Source organism: Neisseria gonorrhoeae (assembly GCF_003315235.1).
GTDB classification, from domain to species: Bacteria; Pseudomonadota; Gammaproteobacteria; order Burkholderiales; family Neisseriaceae; genus Neisseria; species Neisseria gonorrhoeae.
In genome coordinates this window covers 19,749-40,469 of the sequence record NZ_QNRU01000017.1, presented here as the reverse complement: position 1 = coordinate 40,469, position 20,721 = coordinate 19,749, and the positions used below count along the sequence as shown (strand labels likewise).

General features: G+C 52.4%; 16 protein-coding genes and 1 pseudogene. 9 read left to right on the top strand and 8 right to left on the bottom strand.

Features of this window, described 5'->3' with window-relative positions:
• Nucleotides 1-106 precede the first annotated feature (106 nt).
• On the bottom strand, nucleotides 107-2,545 hold the full coding sequence (locus DFR77_RS08125) for a DNA translocase FtsK (protein ID WP_003692956.1): 2,439 nt from the start codon (nucleotides 2,543-2,545) through the stop codon (nucleotides 107-109).
• Nucleotides 2,546-2,766: 221 nt separating this feature from the next.
• On the opposite strand from DFR77_RS08125, the gene DFR77_RS08120 reads away from it, so the two are divergent.
• Nucleotides 2,767-3,978, top strand: a complete 1,212-nt coding sequence (locus DFR77_RS08120; RefSeq protein WP_003688961.1) for a uracil-xanthine permease family protein — start codon at nucleotides 2,767-2,769, stop codon at nucleotides 3,976-3,978.
• A 46-nt stretch (nucleotides 3,979-4,024) separates the two neighbouring features.
• Here DFR77_RS08120 and DFR77_RS08115 read toward each other — a convergent pair whose 3' ends face one another.
• Nucleotides 4,025-4,507, bottom strand: a complete 483-nt coding sequence (locus DFR77_RS08115) for a DUF4189 domain-containing protein (RefSeq protein WP_003691328.1) — start codon at nucleotides 4,505-4,507, stop codon at nucleotides 4,025-4,027.
• 583 nt (nucleotides 4,508-5,090) lie between these two features.
• Between DFR77_RS08115 and pssA the strand changes: the two genes are divergently transcribed.
• Both pssA and DFR77_RS08100 read left to right on the top strand, forming a co-directional pair.
• Nucleotides 5,091-5,837, top strand: a complete 747-nt coding sequence (gene pssA, locus DFR77_RS08105; RefSeq protein ID WP_113852091.1) for a CDP-diacylglycerol--serine O-phosphatidyltransferase — start codon at nucleotides 5,091-5,093, stop codon at nucleotides 5,835-5,837.
• Nucleotides 5,838-6,644, top strand: coding sequence for a sulfite exporter TauE/SafE family protein (locus DFR77_RS08100; protein WP_003691331.1), 807 nt, complete (start codon nucleotides 5,838-5,840; stop codon nucleotides 6,642-6,644). It begins immediately after the preceding gene.
• Nucleotides 6,645-7,266: 622 nt separating this feature from the next.
• Here DFR77_RS08100 and rplI read toward each other — a convergent pair.
• From rplI to trxB, 5 genes are all read right to left on the bottom strand, one after another.
• Nucleotides 7,267-7,719 carry a 50S ribosomal protein L9 gene (rplI, locus tag DFR77_RS08090; RefSeq protein WP_002232586.1) on the bottom strand — a complete coding sequence of 151 codons (453 nt, stop codon included), beginning with the start codon at nucleotides 7,717-7,719 and terminating at the stop codon, nucleotides 7,267-7,269.
• Between the two features lie 16 nt (nucleotides 7,720-7,735).
• A complete protein-coding gene (gene rpsR / locus DFR77_RS08085; RefSeq protein WP_002213306.1) occupies nucleotides 7,736-7,966 on the bottom strand; it encodes a 30S ribosomal protein S18 in 231 nt (76 codons plus the stop codon).
• A 6-nt stretch (nucleotides 7,967-7,972) separates the two neighbouring features.
• A complete protein-coding gene (gene priB, locus DFR77_RS08080) occupies nucleotides 7,973-8,275 on the bottom strand; it encodes a primosomal replication protein N (RefSeq protein ID WP_003691332.1) in 303 nt (100 codons plus the stop codon).
• Nucleotides 8,276-8,644, bottom strand: a complete 369-nt coding sequence (rpsF, locus tag DFR77_RS08075; protein ID WP_003688967.1) for a 30S ribosomal protein S6 — start codon at nucleotides 8,642-8,644, stop codon at nucleotides 8,276-8,278.
• 155 nt (nucleotides 8,645-8,799) lie between these two features.
• On the bottom strand, nucleotides 8,800-9,750 hold the full coding sequence (gene trxB, locus DFR77_RS08070; protein ID WP_003688968.1) for a thioredoxin-disulfide reductase: 951 nt from the start codon (nucleotides 9,748-9,750) through the stop codon (nucleotides 8,800-8,802).
• Nucleotides 9,751-9,888: 138 nt separating this feature from the next.
• On the opposite strand from trxB, the gene DFR77_RS08065 reads away from it, so the two are divergent.
• The 6 genes and pseudogenes from DFR77_RS08065 to cah all read left to right on the top strand — a co-directional run bounded on the left by DFR77_RS08065 (nucleotide 9,889) and on the right by cah (nucleotide 18,205).
• Nucleotides 9,889-12,066, top strand: a complete 2,178-nt coding sequence (locus tag DFR77_RS08065; protein ID WP_010360104.1) for a heavy metal translocating P-type ATPase — start codon at nucleotides 9,889-9,891, stop codon at nucleotides 12,064-12,066.
• A 54-nt stretch (nucleotides 12,067-12,120) separates the two neighbouring features.
• Nucleotides 12,121-14,007, top strand: coding sequence for an excinuclease ABC subunit UvrC (uvrC, locus tag DFR77_RS08060; protein ID WP_113852090.1), 1,887 nt, complete (start codon nucleotides 12,121-12,123; stop codon nucleotides 14,005-14,007).
• A 116-nt stretch (nucleotides 14,008-14,123) separates the two neighbouring features.
• Nucleotides 14,124-15,529, top strand: a pseudogene (locus DFR77_RS08055) (tetratricopeptide repeat protein).
• 121 nt (nucleotides 15,530-15,650) lie between these two features.
• Nucleotides 15,651-16,367: a tRNA (guanosine(46)-N7)-methyltransferase TrmB gene (gene trmB / locus DFR77_RS08050; RefSeq protein WP_003697184.1), complete on the top strand. Its 717-nt coding sequence runs from the start codon at nucleotides 15,651-15,653 to the stop codon at nucleotides 16,365-16,367.
• A gap of 323 nt (nucleotides 16,368-16,690) precedes the next feature.
• Nucleotides 16,691-17,038, top strand: a complete 348-nt coding sequence (locus DFR77_RS08040) for a hypothetical protein (RefSeq protein ID WP_010357745.1) — start codon at nucleotides 16,691-16,693, stop codon at nucleotides 17,036-17,038.
• 408 nt (nucleotides 17,039-17,446) lie between these two features.
• Nucleotides 17,447-18,205 carry a carbonic anhydrase gene (gene cah, locus DFR77_RS08035; RefSeq protein ID WP_003688976.1) on the top strand — a complete coding sequence of 253 codons (759 nt, stop codon included), beginning with the start codon at nucleotides 17,447-17,449 and terminating at the stop codon, nucleotides 18,203-18,205.
• A 177-nt stretch (nucleotides 18,206-18,382) separates the two neighbouring features.
• Here the strand turns inward: cah and uvrB are convergent, their stop codons facing one another.
• Nucleotides 18,383-20,410, bottom strand: a complete 2,028-nt coding sequence (uvrB, locus tag DFR77_RS08030; RefSeq protein WP_003688978.1) for an excinuclease ABC subunit UvrB — start codon at nucleotides 20,408-20,410, stop codon at nucleotides 18,383-18,385.
• Nucleotides 20,411-20,721: the final 311 nt, after the last annotated feature.

Genomic DNA, 20,721 nt, shown 5'->3' with positions numbered 1-20,721 from the left:
AAACCTGTGTTTGGGTTTCGGATGTCGAAGGAAGGGCTTTTTTGCAAAGGCCTCATGCCGTCTGAAACGCCAATTCCGCCGTTCAGACGGCATTTTGCGATACGGGCTATAAATGGTCCTTGTGCGCCAAAATTTTACGGCTGCCGTTGAAGTCGGAGGGAGAAACGATACCCGCATTTTCCAGTGCCTCCATCAGGTTTGCCGCGCGGTTATAGCCGATACGCAACTGCCGCTGCAAAGACGAAATGGAGGTTTTTTTGCTTTCCAAAACATAGGCGACTGCCTGATCGAATAATTCGTCGCTGTCTGCATTCGGATTAACGATATTGGCAGTTTCCAGCGCGGCTTCGCCGCTGAGCAGACCTTCAATATAGTCGGCTGGGGCTTGCGATTTGACGTAGTTGACGACTTGATGCACTTCGCCGTCTGAAACAAACGTGCCTTGCAGGCGGGTCGGTTCGGCACTGCCCGGTTGCAGGAACAGCGAATCGCCATATTTGAGCAGTTCGTCCGCGCCCATTTGGTCGAGGATGGTACGGCTGTCGATTTTGCTTTGCACGGTAAACGCCATACGCGTCGGGATGTTGGCTTTAATCAGACCGGTTACGACATCGACGCTTGGGCGTTGGGTGGCGACAATCATGTGTATGCCGGCGGCGCGCGCTTTTTGGGCGAGGCGGGCGATTTGCTGCTCGACAGCTTTGCGTTCGGTCATCATCAGGTCGGCAAGTTCGTCGATAACGACCACGATCATCGGCAGTTTTTCCAGTGGCTCAGGTTCGTCGAGGTTCAGGCTGAACGGATTGAGCAGCGGCTTGCCTGCCGCTTTGGCTTGTTCGACTTTTTGGTTGAAGCCTTCCAGATTGCGTACACCGGCGTGGGAGAGCAGGCGGTAGCGTTTTTCCATTTCGGCGACGCACCAGTTCAACGCCTGCCCTGCTTCGCGCATATCGGTAACGACGGGACAGAGTAGGTGCGGAATGCCGTCGTAAATGCTCAACTCGAGCATTTTCGGGTCTATCATAATGAAGCGGACTTCTTCGGGCGTAGCTTTGAAAAGCATAGACATAATCATGCCGTTCACGCCGACGGATTTGCCCGAACCGGTCATGCCCGCGACCAAAAGGTGCGGCATTTTCGCCAAGTCGCCGACGACGGGCGTACCGGCGATGTCTTTGCCCAGCGCGACGGTCAGCTTGGATTTGGCTTCGGCAAACACGGGCGAGGACAAGATTTCGCTCAACATCACGTCTTGGCGTTTGTCGTTGGGCAACTCGATGCCCATCGTGTTTTTGCCCGCAATGGTTTCGACGATACGCACGGATTGCAGCGACATAGAGCGTGCCAAATCTTTCGACAGGGCAACAATTTGGCTGCCTTTGACACCTTGCGCGGGTTCGATTTCGTAGCGCGTGATGACAGGGCCGGATGTCGCGGATACGACTTGTACGCCGATGCCGAATTCTGCCAGTTTGGATTCGATTAGTTCGGCAGTGCGCTCCAATTCGGCGGGATTGATGCTGACCGGCTCGCTGTCGGGAATCCGCAATAGGTTCAATGTAGGCTTGTGGTATTCGCCGTTCTGCTGTACTTCATTGTCTTCAAACAGCGAAGGTTGGATTTTAGGCGGCGGCGCAACGGAAACCGCGACGGATTTGCGGTTGCTGCTGCTGCCTTCGGGCAAGGCAACGGGTTTGGCAGTGATGTTTTTGGCTTCTTTCACCATGCGCCGTGTATTTTGGGTATCGACACCGTCTGTTTTGGTATTCGGCCGGCGTTTTCTCAAAGCCATGACCTTGCCGGATAAGGCACTCAGGCGGTTTTGAACCGCCCTGCCCGCACCGTTCAAAAATTCCAGCCATGAAATCTGCACCAGCAGGGACAACGACAACAGCAGAACAACCAGGATAATCAGCAGGCTGCCCGATTTCCCCAACAGCCACGCAAACACTGCGCCGACACGTATGCCGACCATACCGCCTGCTCCGACAGGCAGGGAGTCGGCATATTTTCCGCCCAGCACAAAATACTCCAAGACGGGGCTGAAGACCGTCAGGACAAACAGCGCGGCGGCAGCGATTTTGTGGTTGTATGCCTCGTTTTCCGTCTGTTTTGCGTGCAGACGGAAATTTTTATACAGCACGACGCAGGCAGCCGCTATCCACCACCAGAACGACCAGCCGAAAAGATAATAGCCGACATCGGCAACATACGCGCCGAACAGTCCGCCCCAATTGGCGGCATCTTCCACAACCGGTGAACTGTGCGACCAAGACGGATCGCCCATATCGAAACTGATCAGGGAAATCGCCAAATACAGGGTTGCCGCCAAACCCATCAGCCACAGCGCGTCGGCAATCAGGTTGACGACATGTTCGGGACGCGCCTTTTTGGTTTCGGTTTTCTGCAGCTCTTTGACCGCCTTGAGCCGCTCGGAAACTTTATTGCCCCGCGCGCCGTTGTCGGCTTTCTTGTTGCGTGCGGACGTTGGGGACGGGCTTCCCGCCCTGCCTTTTGCTGTTTTTTTATGGGATTTTTCTGTCATGCCGTATTACCGGAAAATGCCGTCTGAAATAAGGGTTCGGGACGGCTTGCGGATTGAATATGGAAAGTGTCGGATTATACTCCATTTCTCCTGCTTTCATCCTGCAACAGACAGACGTTGCCTTTCAGACGGCATATCTTTGCCCGACGTATGTATTTTTACGCAGCCCCTCGGCAAACCAGTATAATCCGTGCCGTTTGAACCGATTGAAAGAAGATGGTATGAACCAACTGAAACTTGCCGTTTCCGGCGCGCAGATTTTATTTGTGGCATTCGGCGCAATGGTGCTGGTTCCCCTGCTGACCGGTCTGAATCCGGCTCTTGCGCTTTTGGGCGCAGGCTTGGGAACGCTGCTGTTCCAAATCACAACCAAACGCAAAGTACCGATTTTTCTCGGTTCTTCGTTTGCCTTTATCGCGCCGATTATCTACTCCGTCGGCGAATGGGGGCTGCCTTCCACCATGTTCGGGCTGTTTGCCGCCGGCTTTATGTATTTTGTGTTTGCCGCGCTGATCCGTTGGCGCGGACTGGCGGCGGTACACAAACTGCTGCCGCCGGTCGTCACCGGCCCTGTCATCATGGTCATCGGTCTGTCTGTTGCCGTGGCGGCAAGCAGCATGGCAATGGGTCAGGCTGACGGCAAACAGGTCATCGACTATACCGATTCGCTGATTCTTTCCGGCTTTACCTTTGCCGTTACCGCCATCGTATCGGTTTTCGGCAGCAGGATGATGAAGCTGATTCCCATCTTGATCGGTGTCGCTTCGGGTTATGTTTTGGCACTGCTGATGGGACTGGTGGACACGACAAGCATTGCACACGCGCCCTGGTTCGCCGTTCCCCATTTTGAAACGCCTCAGGTCAACTGGCAGGCGGCACTGTTTATGCTGCCCGTTGCCGTCGCCCCCGCCATCGAACACATCGGCGGCATCATGGCAATCGGCAATGTAACGGGAAAAGACTACACAAAAGACCCGGGCTTGGACAAAACCCTTGCGGGCGACGGCTTGGGCGTGTGCGTTGCGGGTCTGATCGGCGGCCCGCCGGTTACAACCTACGGCGAAGTAACGGGTGCGGTGATGATTACCAAAAACAGCAACCCCGTCATCATGACTTGGGCGGCGGTTTTTGCCGTCTGCATGGCGTTTTTCGGCAAATTCAATGCGTTTTTGGCTTCCATTCCGATGCCCGTGATGGGCGGCATTATGCTGCTGCTGTTCGGCACGATTGCTTCTTTAGGCATCAAAACCCTGATTGATGCCAAAGTCGATTTGATGCTGCCGAAAAACCTGGTCATCGTCAGCTCGGTACTGACCACGGGCATCGGCGGTATGACACTCAAATTGGGCAGCTTCAGCTTTGTCGGCGTGGGCTTGTGCGCCGTACTCGCCATTGTGTTGAACAGCCTGCTGCCCGATCCGAAAGAATCCTGACCGTCGATATGGAAATGCCGTCCGAACATCCTTCAGACGGCATTTTTTATTTCAGGTGTTGGATTAAGGAGCGAACAGCCCCGCCGTAATAAGAAGATGACGTGCAATACACTGTTTCCAAGCCGCATTGTCCCTGTGCGCCGTATTTTTTTATGCACTGGTTGAGTGCGACCTGATGAACGCTCGTAAAACGCGGAGAAGTAATCACGACGGCGTTTTCAACGCGCATCGCGCCCAAGGCTTTCGGGTATGCCAGCGAGACACAGGTATTGTTCAGCGACACGACCGACCGGCATCCGGTCGGCTCGTCTTCGGCAATGCCCGCAAGCGTGTCCTGACCTTTGCAAAAGGCTTCCAACTCGGCAAACGCTTCGCTTTTCGCCGAATCTTCTTTTGTGGTTTTAACCTGCAAAACATCGTTTGCATCCTGCGGATTCTGCCAAACGGCGAGATAGCCGTAAGTATCGGCAGCCTGTGCCGCCGCAGTCATCAGGCATAGTGCCGATACTGCCAGTATCTTTTTCATCATGATAAATTCCCGACGATTCCTCCAAATTCTGTTGCATTATAAACAAAAAACAAGATAAGTCCCGCCTTATCGGCCTATCCCTCCCTGCAGATTTCACTGCCGGGTTGTAGCAAACCGGTTTCGGCAGCGCAAATCCTCATATTGCCGCCTTAGCGGCAAGCCGTTGTTTTCAGACGGCATTGCGGGCAACCTTTGCGGCGGGCGAAAAACCTTGTCCTATAATTTATCCCGCTTCAAAATCAGCATACGGTCGGAAATGCAAAAAATATCTTTCAATTTGTTGAAACCTACAAACTCCCTGAAAATAGGGAAATACCGCCCCGGTTTGAACGGCGCGCCGCATATTCCGATGCCTTCCCTCCGATACCTTCCGGCAAGCGCAGAAATGCCCGGCAACAATATCCATCCGGCAAAATCCGAAACAACACACCCGGTGGCAGGCAGAGTCAAACCGCCCCGCAAAGCATCCGCCATCAGAAAAACAAACCGCCTCCGAGGGCTTCATCCTAAAGGGCGTATTGTTCGATAATGGTTTGGGTTATAATCCCCTATCGATTCTCCACGTCCGTGAGACACTTCAGCTATGGAAACCCCGACCAACACCCCGCAACGCTCCCTGCGTCAAAACAGTATCTACCTGCTGCCCAATTCCTTTACCATCGCCGCGCTGTTTTCCGCGTTTTACGCCATTACCCAATCCATGCACGGACGTTATGAAACCGCCGCCATCGCGGTATTCATCTCTATGCTGCTGGACGGTATGGACGGGCGCGTGGCGCGGCTGACCAACAGCCAAAGCGCGTTCGGGGAGCAGCTCGACAGCCTTGCCGACATGGTCAGCTTCGGCGTTGCCCCCGCGCTTATTGCCTACAAATGGCAGCTTTGGCAGTTCGGCAAAATCGGTTATTCCGTCGCCTTCATCTACTGCGCCTGCGCCGCCCTACGCCTCGCGCTGTTCAACACGCTCATCGGCAAGGTGGACAAACGCTGGTTTATCGGCGTACCCAGTCCGACTGCCGCCGCGCTGATTGTCGGGCTGATTTGGGTCAACCACAGCGTCGAAAAATTCCCCGCCGTCCACTGGTGGGCATTAGGCATCACACTGTTTGCCGGCCTGTCGATGATTGTCCAACTCCCTTTTTGGAGTTTTAAAGAAATCAACATCCGCAGACAAGTCCCCTTTGTCGGAATGCTGCTTGCCGTCTTACTGCTGCTTCTGGTCACTTGGGAACCGTCGCTCGTCCTTTTCCTGTTCTTTCTCGGATACAGCCTGTCCGGCTACATTATGGCGGCACGCCGATTTTGGAAAAAATACAGAAAGGCGGATTAAATGTGGCATTGGGACATTATCTTAATCCTGCTTGCCGTAGGCAGTGCGGCAGGTTTTATTGCCGGCCTGTTCGGTGTAGGCGGCGGTACGCTGATTGTCCCTGTCGTTTTATGGGTGCTTGATTTGCAGGGTTTGGCACAACATCCTTACGCGCAACACCTCGCCGTCGGCACATCCTTCGCCGTCATGGTCTTCACCGCCTTTTCCAGTATGTTGGGGCAGCACAAAAAACAGACGGTCGACTGGAAAACCATATTTGCGATGATGCCGGGTATGATATTCGGCGTATTCGCTGGCGCACTCTCCGCAAAATATATCCCCGCGTTCGGGCTTCAAATTTTCTTCATCCTGTTTTTAACCGCCGTCGCATTCAAAACACTGCATACCGGTCGTCAGACGGCATCCCGCCCGCTGCCCGGGCTGCCCGGACTGACTGCGGTTTCCACACTGTTCGGCGCAATGTCGAGCTGGGTCGGCATAGGCGGCGGTTCACTTTCCGTCCCCTTCTTAATCCACTGCGGCTTCCCCGCCCATAAAGCCATCGGCACATCATCCGGCCTTGCCTGGCCGATTGCACTCTCCGGCGCAATATCGTATCTGGTCAACGGTCTGAATATTGCAGGATTGCCCGAAGGGTCGCTGGGCTTCCTTTACCTGCCCGCCGTCGCCGTCCTCAGCGCGGCAACTATTGCCTTTGCCCCGCTCGGTGTCAAAACCGCCCACAAACTTTCTTCTGCCAAACTCAAAGAATCCTTCGGCATTATGTTGCTTTTGATTGCCGGAAAAATGCTGTACAACCTGCTTTAAAAACCTTCTTACCGTTTGCACAAGCAATTAGTCAGGACAAAGCTGCCCTACCTCCCGTTCCGACAAGGGGATAGGCAGTCTGAGCGTGCGCCCGACTTATTGCCTTTCACCACCCAATCGACACCTACCTGCGGATTCCATTGCCTTTTTCCAAACTGCCGATTTCCCTGCCTTCACGCCCGAAGGCATCGGCGCATCGCCTGCCGTGCCGACTCCATGCGATGCGACTGCCTCCCAAACGGTATTTCCGCCATAATGACCGGCATACAAGCCGCAACCTTTGCAATCATATAAGTTATTAAATTTTTTAGAATGTATTTTGACAATCTATTTCAACTATTTACAAGAGAAAAGACAATTATTTTTTCGGTTGGGAAGAGACCTATCCTATTGAATATATTGAAACCAGGTACGCTTATCAACACTATATTAAAACACAGCCAATATTTTTTGGCGCATTTTATGCATCAAATTTCGTTAACAAACCATTTCTGCAAAGACCTCAGGCAAATAAAAAACAACCGTCCCGATTTTTGCAGAATATACGGAAAACAAAACAAATGCCGTCTGAAACCACATTCTGATAATCGGCAGGGTTTCAGACGGCATCTGATAATTTCAATTACTCGGCTGCGGCAATGACGGCAACAGTAATTTTAGCAACGGCATCAGTGTGTAAAGCCACTTCCACTTCGTACTCTCCAACGGCTTTCAGAGGACCGTTCGGCAGACGTACATTTGCTTTCACGGCTTCGATGCCGGCAGCAACGATTGCGGCAGCAATGTCGGCATTGGTAACGGAACCGAACAGGCGGCCGTCCACACCGGCTTTCTGTGCAACGGTAACGGTTTGACCGTCCAGTTTTTCCTGACGGGCTCGGGCATCTGCCAAAATTTCGGCCTGTTTGGCTTCCAATTCGGCGCGGCGTGCTTCAAACTCTTTCATGTTTGCTTCAGTAGCACGTTTTGCCTTACCAGCAGGAATCAAGAAGTTGCGGGCATAACCGTTTTTTACGGTAACGATGTCGCCCAAATTACCCAAACCGCCGATTTTTTCTAACAGAATAATTTGCATGATTTAAACTCCAAAATTATTTGTGTTGGTCGGTATAAGGCAGGAGTGCCAAGAAGCGCGCGCGTTTTACGGCAACAGCCAATTGGCGTTGGTAGAATGCCTTCGTTCCTGTGATGCGGGCAGGAATGATTTTACCGTTTTCAGAGATAAAGTCTTTCAGCAAATCAACTTGTTTGTAATCGACTTCTTGGATTTTTTCAGCCGTGAAACGGCAGAATTTTCTACGTTTGAATGATTGACGAGCCATTGTCGTTTAACCTTTATATTCTTTAATATTTTGTATCCTGAGCATCGGCATCAGGGAACGTCTGCTTTTTTGAGCTAAAAAACCTTCGACGTGAACATATACACCTTGCCGATACTGCCACTCTTCCGCCTGCCTACCCAAAATCCGCGCGGGGATTTCCAATTGGACAAGGCATTGCTGCCCATTTTCCTCCTGCCACGATTCGTGCTTTAAAATAATATCTAAAACAGGGATTCCGGCAGGCGTATATCGAATAGGGAAAGCCTTTTCAATCAGCGCGGCAAGCGAAACAAGATTAGTGAATCCCAATTATTGGGCAGCCGCTTCTTCAGCCGCGCCGACCAACAGGTTCTTAGCCTTTTCGCCGCCCAGCATAGGGGAGGCTTCGGTAACGGCGTGTTTGGTTTTGATGGTCAGATGACGCAATACCGCATCATTGAAACGGAACGCGGTTTCCAACTCCCCAACAACTTCGGGAGTGGTTTCGATGTTCATCAAAACATAATGTGCTTTATGGATTTTGTTAATCGGGTAAGCCAGTTGGCGGCGGCCCCAATCTTCCAAACGGTGAATCTTACCGTTTGCCTCGGTAATCATGGTTTTGTAACGTTCAACCATAGCGGGCACTTGCTCGCTTTGATCAGGATGAACGATAAACACGATCTCGTAATGACGCATGTTATCTCCTTATGGATGGTAAAAACAGCCTTCTGCCATGCGAAAGCAGAAGGCAAGGTTCAAATAGCAGGCATTATATTGGGGTTTGCCGACGGAATCAAGGATTTGGTACGAAAAACTTGCATTCCGCCGAAAATTTCGGTTTCAGACGGCATTCAAATGTTTTGGCTGCCCAGCCAACGTTCCGCGTCCAAAGCCGCCTGACAGCCGGAGGCCGCGCTGGTAATTGCCTGACGGTAGGTATGGTCTTTTACGTCGCCCGCCGCCCATACGCCTTCGATATTGGTTGCACCGACATTGTCCGCCGTGCCGCCTTTTGTTTTCAGGTAGCCGGCTTCGTCCATTTCCAACTGCCCTTTGAAAATATCGGTATTCGGCTTGTGCCCGATGGCGATAAAGATGCCGCTGACGGCAATTTGTTGATCAGAACCGTCGTTGTTTTTTAATAATGCGCCATTTACGCCCCGATCGTCGCCCAGTACTTCTTGCAGGTTGCTTTCCAGCTTGAGGATGATTTTGCCCTCTTCCACGCGTTTCATCAGTTTGTCAATCATGATTTTTTCAGCACGGAACTCGCTGCGGCGGTGAATCAGCGTAACGGTTTTGGCGATATTGGCAAGGTAGAGTGCCTCCTCAACTGCCGTATTGCCGCCGCCGACTACGGCAACATCTTGGTTTTTGTAGAAGAAACCGTCGCAGGTGGCGCAGGCGGAAACGCCTTTCCCTGCAAACGCTTCCTCACTCGGCAAACCAAGGTATTTGGCGGACGCGCCGGTGGCGACAATCAGGGCATCGCAAGTGTACTCGCCCATATCGCCTTTGAGTGCGAACGGGCGTTTTTGCAGATCGACGGCGTTGATTTGGTCAAAAATGATTTCCGTTCCGAAACGTTCGGCGTGGGCGAGAAACCGCGCCATCAATTCCGGCCCTTGCACGCCGTCGGCATCGGCAGGCCAGTTGTCCACTTCAGTCGTTGTCATCAGTTGCCCGCCTTGCGCGATACCTGTAATAATGACGGGGTTTAAATTGGCACGTGCGGCATAGACGGCGGCGGTGTATCCGGCGGGGCCGGAACCCAAAATAATCAGTTTGCGGTGTTGGGACATTGTTTTTCCTTTGCTGTGTCAAGTTTTCGGATTCTACCCGAATTATCGGCGCGTTTGAGAAATTTTGACCATACCGGCGTTCAGACGGCATCCCGCAGCCTTGACTGCCGTCTGAACATCAAAACGGGAATCAAACTTATGCAACAAAAAATCCGTTTCCAAATCGAGGGGATGACCTGTCAGGCATGTGCTTCGCGCATTGAAAAAGTGTTGAACAAAAAAGATTTTGTCGAATCGGCGGGAGTGAACTTTGCCAGTGAGGAAGCGCAGGTTACGTTTGACGGCAGCAAAACCTCGGTTGCCGACATTGCCAAAATCATTGAGAAAACCGGTTACGGCGCGAAGGAAAAAACGGAAGATACATTGCCGCAACCTGAAGCAGAACACCATATCGGCTGGCGGTTGTGGCTTTTGCTGACCATCAATATCCCGTTCCTTATCGGTATGGTAGGGATGATGCTAAAAGGGCTGAATTGGACACGGCACGATTGGATGATTCCGCCTGTATGGCAGTTTGTACTGGCAAGCATAGTGCAACTTTGGCTGGCAATCCCGTTTTACAAAAGCGCGTGGGCAAGCATTAAAGGCGGGCTGGCGAATATGGACGTACTCGTTACCATCGGCACGGTGTCGATTTACCTGTATTCCGTTTATATGCTGTTTTTCAGTTCGCATGCGGCGCACGGTATGGCGCATGTGTATTTTGAAGCGGGCGTGATGGTGATCGGTTTTGTGTCGCTGGGTAAGTTTTTGGAACACCGCACCAAAAAATCCAGCCTGAACAGCTTGGGCTTACTGCTAAAACTCACGCCGACCCAAGTCAACGTGCAACGCAACGGCGAATGGAAACAACTGCCCATCGACCAAGTGCAAATCGGCGACCTTATCCGCACCAACCACGGCGAACGCATCGCTGCCGACGGCATTATCGAAAGCGGCAGCGGTTGGGCGGACGAAAGCCACCTTACCGGCGAATCCAATCCCGAAGAGAAAAAGGCGGGCGGCAAAGTGTTGGCGGGCGCGCTGATGACCGAAGGCAGCGTGGTGTACCGCGCCGCGCAGCTCGGCAGCCAAACCCTGCTCGGCGACATGATGAACGCGCTCTCTGAAGCACAAGGCAGTAAAGCACCGATTGCGCGCGTGGCCGATAAAGCGGCGGCGGTATTTGTGCCAACTGTCGTGGGCATCGCGCTTCTGACTTTTATCGTTACTTGGCTGATTAAGGGCGATTGGACGGTCGCACTGATGCACGCCGTTGCCGTTTTGGTGATTGCCTGCCCGTGCGCGCTCGGTCTGGCGACCCCTGCCGCGATTATGGTCGGCATGGGCAAAGCGGTGAAACACGGCATTTGGTTTAAAGACGCGGCGGCAATGGAGGAAGCAGCCCACGTCGATGCCGTCGTATTGGACAAAACCGGTACGCTGACCGAAGGCAGGCCGCAGGTTGCCGCCGTTTATTACGTTCCCGACAGCGGCTTTGACGAAGACGCTTTGTACCGCATCGCCGCCGCCGTCGAGCAAAACGCCGCCCACCCGCTCGCCCGCGCCATCGTCTCCGCCGCACAAGCGCGCGGTTTGGAGATTCCCGCTGCACAAAATGCGCAAACCGTTGTCGGAGCAGGCATTACCGCCGAAGTGGAAGGCGTGGGTTTGGTGAAATCAGGCAAAGCCGAATTTGCCGAACTGACCTTGCCGAAGTTTTCAGACGGCGTTTGGGAAATCGCCAGTGCGGTTACCGTATCTGTAAACGGCAAACCGATCGGCGCATTCGCACTCTCCGACGCGTTGAAAGCCGATACCGCCGAAGCCATAGGCCGTCTGAAAAAACACAATATTGATGTCTATATTATGAGCGGCGATAACCAAAGTACGGTCGAATACGTCGCCAAACAACTGGGCATCGCACACGCCTTCGGTAATATGAGTCCGTGCGACAAAGCCGCCGAAGTGCAGAAACTCAAAGCCGCCGGCAAAACCGTGGCGATGGTCGGCGACGGCATCAACGACGCGCCCGCGCTTGCCGCCGCCAACGTCAGCTTCGCCATGAAAGGCGGTGCGGACGTTGCCGAACACACCGCCTCCGCCACGCTGATGCAGCATTCGGTCAATCAGCTCGCCGATGCCCTGCTGATATCGCAGGCAACGTTGGAAAACATCAAGCAAAACCTATTTTTCGCCTTCTTCTACAATATATTGGGCATTCCGCTCGCCGCGCTCGGCTTTTTAAATCCCGTCATAGCAGGCGCGGCAATGGCGGCAAGCTCGGTTTCGGTATTGGGCAATGCCCTGCGCCTGAAATGGGTAAAAATCGATTGACCGCATATAACCGCCCGACAGCTTTTCCGAACGGATAAGGCTGCCGCTGCCGATATGCCGTCTGAAGCCGTTTTTCAAATGATTGATATGAATACAGAAAACCGTTCTCCGGAACAATTCGACATCCCGCTCTTCCTCAAAAACCTGCCCAAGCTGCCGGGCGTGTACCGTTTTTTTGACGAAGGCGGCAACGTCTTATACGTCGGCAAAGCGGTCAACCTCAAGCGGCGCGTGTCCGGCTATTTCCAAAAAAACGACCATTCGCCGCGCATCGCGTTGATGGTGAAACAGGTTCGCCACATCGAAACCACCATCACGCGTTCCGAAGCCGAAGCCCTGATTCTCGAAAACAACTTCATCAAAACCTTGTCGCCGAAATACAATATCCTTTTTCGCGACGACAAAAGCTATCCTTATTTGATGCTCAGCGGCCATCAATATCCGCAAATGGCGTATTACCGCGGCATGCTGAAAAATCCCAACCAATACTTCGGCCCGTATCCGAACAGCAACGCCGTGCGCGACAGCATTCAAGTGTTGCAAAAAGTCTTCATGCTGCGTACCTGCGAAGACAGCGTGTTCGAACACCGCGACCGCCCTTGCCTACTGTACCAAATCAAACGCTGCACCGCGCCCTGCGTCGGACACATCAGCGAAGAAGACTACTGCGACAGCGTGCGTCAAGCCGCCACTTTCCTCAACGGCAAAACCGACGAACTGACCCGCACCCTGCAACACAAAATGCAGACCGCCGCCGCGAATCTGCAATTTGAAGAAGCCGCCCGTTATCGCGACCAAATCCAAGCACTCGGCATTATACAGAGCAACCAGTTCATCGACAGCAAAAACCCGAACAACCCCAACGATATCGACCTGCTCGCGCTCGCCGTTTCAGACGGCCTTGTCTGCGTACACTGGGTCAGCATCCGCGGCGGACGGCACGTCGGCGACAAAAGTTTCTTTCCCGACACCAAAAACGACCCCGAACCAAACGGTCAAGATTACGCCGAAGCCTTCGTCGCCCAACACTATCTGGGCAAAAGCAAACCCGACATCATCATCAGCAACTTTCCCGTTCCCGATGCGTTGAAAGAGGCTTTGGAAGGAGAACACGGCAAGCAGATGCAGTTCGTTACCAAAACCATAGGCGAACGCAAAGTTTGGTTGAAAATGGCGGAACAAAACGCACAAATGGCGATTACCCAACGCCACCTGCAACAAAGCAACCAACAACACCGCATCGACGAACTTGCCAAAATCCTCGGCATGAATTCAGACGGAATCAACCGCCTTGAATGTTTCGATATCAGCCACACGCAAGGCGAAGCCACCATCGCCTCCTGCGTCGTGTACGACGAACAAAACATCCAACCCTCGCAATACCGCCGCTACAACATCACCACCGCCAAACCCGGCGACGACTACGCCGCCATGCGCGAAGTGTTGACGCGCCGTTATGGCAAAATACAGGAAGCCGAAGCCAACGGCGAAAGCGTCAAATGGCCGGATGTCGTGTTGATTGACGGCGGTAAAGGGCAAATCGGCGTAGCCGTATCCGTATGGGAAGAACTCGGGCTGCACATCCCTTTAGTCGGTATTGCCAAAGGCCCCGAACGCAAAGCCGGCATGGAAGAACTCATACTGCCTTTTACCGGCGAACTCTTCCGCCTGCCTCCTAATAGCCCGGCCTTGCATTTATTGCAAACCGTACGCGATGAATCACACCGCTTTGCCATCACAGGCCACCGTAAAAAACGCGACAAAGCACGCGTTACCTCGTCTCTCGGCGACATTCCCGGTGTAGGCAGCAAACGCCGCCAAGCCCTGCTTACCCGCTTCGGCGGACTGCGCGGCGTGATTGCCGCCAGCCGCGAGGACTTGGAAAAAGTGGAAGGCATCAGCAAGGCATTGGCGGAAACCATTTATAATCATCTGCATTAGTATGCCGCCAAAGCAAAAACCGCCTGTAAAAATATGATACAGCAGGCCGGCATACCGATATAAACCTAACTTCATGACGAATAACGATGATTCGACAAAACGGAAAACGATCTGATATGAACAATCCCGACTTACCCTATCGGCAGGCCTTGGAACGCCTGTCTCAAAAACAATATTATAACTTTACCGAAGTCCGCCGACTGCTGACAGAAGCGGCCTCGGCAGATCATCCCGCCGCCGCATTCAAGTTGGCAAAACACCTGATGAACGCGGACAGCCCGCACCAAGACCGCGAACAAGGTATGGAAATGCTCCGCATCGCCGCCGAACAGGGGCATCCCTATGCGCGTTACAATTTGGCATATATCCAAGAATTGGAAGGCGCGCCCCCGGAAACCCTGATACCGCTTTACAGGCCTCTGGCAGAAGCAGGCCTGCCCGAAGCGCAAGTCCGCCTGATGTACCTTCTGTACGCGTCCCGACATTTTGAAGAAGCCCTGGAATGGGCAAAACAAGCGCAAAAAACAACAATCCCCACGGGCAATACCTGCTCGCCCAATACTGCCGGCACGGCACGCCGCCGGATTTTGAAACGGCGCACCTGCTCTACCGCAAAGCGGCGGCACAAGGCTTGCCGGAAGCACATTGGCAACTCGGGCTGCAATACCGTTTCGGACAAGGGACGAAAGCCGACACGGCACAGGCCGTCAATCATTTGCGCGCCGCCGCGCAACAAGGATACATTCCCGCCTACACCCCGCTTGCCGAACTCATCCTACCTACGGCTCCCGATGAAGCCGTTTACCGGTTCCAACAGGCGGCACAGGAAAATGACCCCGATGCCCATGCCGCACTGGCCGACATCTACCTGCAAGGCAAGTATCTGGAAAGAAACCACAAACTTGCCCTGCATCATGCCGAAGCAGCCGCCGCCGAACGCCATCCCGAAGGTTTGCGGATACCGGGCGACATCTGCCGCTACGGTTTGGGCATAGCCCTCGATACGGAAAAAGCCCGGCATTATTACCGGCAGGCAGCCGAAGCCGGCAGCCTTACCGCCTATCAGAAACTCATATCCGACAGCGCGTTAAACCATCCCGAGCAATATGACGGCATCAAAGATTCCGCCATTAGGCGGCAAAGGGCAGAACAGCTTTATCAAAAAGCCCAAGCCCTGCATTACGGATTACAATGCGCGCCCGAATACGCAGCCGCGCTCAAACTCTACACAGAAGCAGCAGAACTCGGACACAGCAAAGCCCAAACCAATCTGGGCAGTATGTACTACTTCGGACAGGGCATAGCCGCCGACTACTGCAAAGCCCGCAAATGGTTTGAACAAGCCGCCGCGCAAAAAGACAGTATGGCGTTCTACAACCTCGCCTGCATCCATTACAGCGGACACGGTGCCAGGCCGGACAAAGAAAAAGCCTGCCGCTACCTGCAAGAAGCCATAAACAACGGATACGGGCAAAAAAGCGTCCTGCAAGAACTGCTGCAACAGTGGCAAAATGCCGTCTGAACAGAGTTACACCTACCCTGCCGAAACGAAACAGGTATAATCGCCCCTTTCCCTTCCCGCCGTCCGAACAGGCCTTTCACATTCAGACGGCATCCTGATTGCACAAGCGCACAGAAGCATTATGACAGACACCGCCGAAAACCAAACACCAAACGACCGTCAAGCCGGACACCCCCGCAGCATCCGCAGTTTCGTCCTCCGCCAAAGCCACATGACCGCCGCACAGCAACGCGCCATCGATACCTTATGGGACAGCTTCGGCATCGACTACCAAGCAACACCGGCCGATCTTGATGCCCGTTTCGGAAGCAGCCGACCTAAAATCCTCGAAATAGGCTTCGGTATGGGGATGGCAAGCGCAGAAATCGCCCGCCGCCTGCCCGAAACCGACTTTCTCGCCATCGACGTACACGGCCCCGGCGTAGGCAACCTGCTCAAACTCATCAACGAAAACCATTTGGAAAACATCCGCGTGATGCGGCACGATGCCGTAGAAGTTGTCGAAAATATGCTGCAAGACGGCTCGCTCGACGGCATCCACATATTCTTCCCCGACCCGTGGCACAAAAAACGCCACCACAAACGCCGTCTGATACAAGCCCCCTTCATCGCCAAACTACTGCCCAAACTCAAAACCGGCGGCTATATCCACCTGGCGACAGACTGGGAAGAATATGCACAGCAGATGCTTGAAGTCCTCAGCAGCTTCGACAGCCTGCAAAATACGGCGGCAGACTACGCCCCCACTCCGGACTACCGCCCCGAAACCAAATTCGAAGCGCGCGGCAAACGCCTCGGACACGGCGTTTGGGACTTGGTATTCAAACGGATCGGATAACAGACCGCCGGATAAAAAAATGCCGTCTGAAGCATGTTTGCTTACAGACGGCATTCTTTCAAGATAAAGCAGCGGGCGATGTTTCAATACAAGTTTTGAAACAATGGTTTGAACGGCAAAAACGCATGTATACCGCACGCATCCTTGTAGGTTTTAACCTGCACATCGGTTTTAAAGTTTATTCCGCCCGCAGATAGTGGCACGCGGTTGGCGGAGATGCAGGCTACGGCTTGCTAATTATTCATCGTTACCAAAAGAAGACTTAGGTGTACATTCAGGCATAGTTAACAAAACAACTAAACTTCTATTTACTGGAAAATAAAATGACATATTTAAAAGTAATAGCAATTAGTATAGTTTTATACATTTTATTATTGCAAATTAATCTTAAAATGTTAGAAAAAAGGATTGATTTCTTAGTAGAAAATATAGATAAATATTACCAGCAATATGGATCTTACCCAAATAATTTTGATTTTATATCAACTAAAACTGATTTTACCACTGAATCATATTGTGATTTTTGGGATAAAAATATTGCAGGATATGGTAATTGTTACTTCGTAAAGAATGATAAAGACTATACTATTTTAGTCATGGGTTTCTCATCGAAAATACTATTTTCATCTCACAATAAAATAAAAGAATTCAATTCAAATAAATATGATTAAATACAACAAGCAAGCCGTAGCCCGCATAAAATCTTTAGTTTTCCGTAGATCGGATTCTCGAATCCGACATTTTGGTAATTGCTGCAATGGATTGCAACGATGGAAATGTTAAAGGCTTTGTCGGATACAAGTATCCGAGCTACGCTTGCTGGTGATATTTGAATCGGATTCAAATATCTTTGTTGCGGCTATTAATATTTTTCCGGATAAAGGTAGCCATGCCTCATGGTTATCCAAATAAAGCAGGACTTATAGAAAAATAAATTCACTTTAATTTCATTGCTCTAATGGTTTTCAGACCGGGAAGTTTGACTTAAGCACTTAATATAGATATCATTTAATAAAAAATAAAATATTTACATACACACTGCAACCTTTTTTCTACTCCTTAATAGAAAGGATCTTACAATGCCTCGTTTCCCCCGCACTTTACCCCGCCTGACCGCTGTCCTGCTGTTGGCCTGTACCGCTTTCTCCGCCGCCGCACACGGCAATCACACCCATTGGGGCTATACCGGACACGACTCTCCCGAAAGCTGGGGCAATCTGTCAGAAGAATTCCGTTTGTGCTCCACCGGCAAAAACCAATCTCCGGTAAACATTACCGAAACCGTTTCCGGCAAACTGCCCGCCATCAAAGTCAATTACAAACCGAGTATGGTTGACGTGGAAAACAACGGCCACACCATTCAGGTCAATTATCCCGAAGGCGGCAATACCCTGACCGTGAACGGCCGCACCTATACCCTGAAACAGTTCCACTTCCACGTGCCGAGCGAAAACCAAATCAAAGGCCGCACTTTCCCGATGGAAGCTCACTTCGTCCACTTAGACGAAAACAAACAGCCTTTAGTATTAGCCGTGCTGTATGAAGCCGGCAAAACCAACGGCCGCCTGTCTTCCATCTGGAACGTCATGCCGATGACCGCAGGAAAAGTGAAACTCAACCAACCGTTCGACGCATCCACCCTACTGCCGAAACGGTTGAAATACTACCGCTTTGCCGGTTCGCTGACCACGCCGCCGTGCACAGAGGGCGTATCATGGTTGGTGTTGAAAACTTATGACCACATCGACCAAGCGCAAGCGGAAAAATTCACCCGCGCCGTCGGTTCGGAAAACAACCGCCCCGTACAGCCTCTGAATGCACGTGTAGTTATTGAATAAGTAGTAAAGTTGTAAACGGAAAAGGCCGTCTGAAAATTCAGACGGCCTTGTTGTTTATGTATAGCTAGGATGTGTGATGCAAGCTGCGTACATGATTTCAAGGATTCCTGATAACACAATGAGCGCGCGCCAGTGGCGCACACGCTATGTATTCAGGCTGCGATTACTATTTCAAAATCACTCCGCCCCAAACAACAAATTCTCTTTAATATTCCTAATCCTATCCCTCAACACAGCAGCTTCTTCAAACTGTAAATCCCTAGCCGCCTGCTGCATGGCTTTTTCCAGTTTGGCGATTTCTTTAATCGCGTCTTCTTCGTTGTGGATTTCGCCGACTTTGACCTTGTTTTTGCCTTGTCTACGGCCTTTGCCACTGTCTTCTTCGTGGTACACGCCGTCGATGATGTCTTTGACCTGTTTTTTAATCTGCTGCGGCACGATACCGTGTTCTTCGTTGAATTTAATCTGTTTTTCGCGGCGGCGTTCGGTTTCGTCGACGGCGGCTTTCATGGAGTCGGTAATTTTGTCGGCGTACAGGATGGCGACGCCGTTCACGTTGCGCGCGGCGCGGCCTATGGTTTGAATCAGGCTGCGGTGGGAGCGCAGGAAGCCTTCTTTGTCGGCATCGAGGATGGCGACGAGGGACACTTCGGGGATGTCGAGGCCTTCGCGCAACAGGTTGATGCCAACGAGTACGTCAAACAGGCCGAGCCGCAAATCTCTAATGATTTCAACGCGCTCGACGGTGTCGATGTCGCTGTGCAGGTAGCGCACTTTGATGCCGAGTTCGCTGTAATAGTCGGTGAGTTGCTCCGCCATGCGTTTGGTGAGGGTGGTAACGAGCACACGTTCGCCTTTTTGAATACGGTCGTTGATTTCGCTCATTAAATCGTCGACTTGGGTGGCGACGGGGCGGATGATGATTTGGGGGTCGACCAGCCCTGTGGGGCGGACGACTTGTTCGACGACTTGTCCGGCGTGTTCTTCTTCGTATTTCGCGGGGGTGGCGGAAACGAAGACGGTTTGCGGCATGACTTTTTCAAATTCGTGGAATTTGAGCGGGCGGTTGTCGCGGGCGGAAGGCAGGCGGAAGCCGTAGTCCACGAGGTTTTGCTTGCGCGATGCGTCGCCTTTGTACATGCCGCCGATTTGGGTAACGGTAACGTGGCTTTCGTCGATGAACATGATGGCGTTGTCGGGCAGGTAGTCCATCAGCGTGGGCGGCGGTTCGCCTTCTTTTTTACCGGAGAAGTGGCGGGAGTAGTTTTCAATGCCTTTGCAGAAGCCCATTTCGTAGAGCATTTCGAGGTCGAAACGGGTGCGCTGTTCGATGCGTTGTTGCTCGACGGGGCGTTGTTCGCGAGCGAAAAATTCGATGCGTTCGCGCAATTCTTCTTTGATGGATTCGCAGGCGCGCAATACGGTGTCGCGCGGGGTAACGTAGTGGCTGGACGGGAAGACGGTGTAGCGTCCGACACGCTGGTGCAGGCTGCCTGAAAGCGGGTCGAACATATCGAGGCGGTCGATTTCGTCATCAAACAGGCTGATACGCAAGGCGTTTTCGGAGCTTTCGGCGGGGTACACGTCAATCACGTCGCCGCGCACGCGGAAGCTGCCGCGTTTGAAGTCCAAATCGCCGCGTTCGTACTGCATGGAAACGAGCGTGGCGATGATGTCGCGCTGCTCGATGGTGTCGCCTTCTTTTACGGACAGCACCATTTGTTGATACTCGGTCGGGTCGCCGATACCGTAAATGGCGGACACGGTGGCGACGATAATCACGTCGTCGCGCGTCATCAGGTTTTTGGTGGCGGAAAGGCGCATCTGCTCGATGTGTTCGTTGATCGCGCTGTCTTTTTCGATGAACAAATCGCGGCTGGGCACATAGGCTTCGGGCTGGTAATAGTCGTAATACGACACGAAATATTCCACTGCGTTTTCGGGGAAAAACTCGCGCATTTCGGCATAAAGCTGGGCGGCAAGGGTTTTGTTGTGCGCCATAATGATGGCGGGTCTGCCGCTTTGCGCGATGACGTTCGCCATCGTGTAGGTTTTGCCCGAACCGGTTACGCCGAGCAGGGTTTGGTAGGCAAGGCCGTCTGAAAGCCCTTCGAGCAGGCCCGCAATGGCGGTGGGCTGGTCGCCTGCGGGCGGGAAGGGTTGGTGGAGTTTGAAGGGGGAATTTGGGTATCGGATGACTTCCATAATCTTGCCTGTGATACGTTTGCGGACAAAGCGTGTAGTAGGGATGGGTCAGAAACGTCTTTCAGACGGTATAAGGCGGTGAAATCCTGAATGTATGCCGTCTGAAACCCAATCGCTACCCAAGTATAGTAGATTAAATTTAAACCGGTCCGGCGTTACCTCGCCTTGCCGTACTATTTGTACTGTCTGCGGCTTCGTCGCCTTGTCCTGATTTTTGTTAATCCACTATAAATGCCGCACGGTTCAAATTCCGGTAAAAAATCGCTCATAACCTGTCCTTTCAAACATAATATGCCGTCTGAAACCCTTTC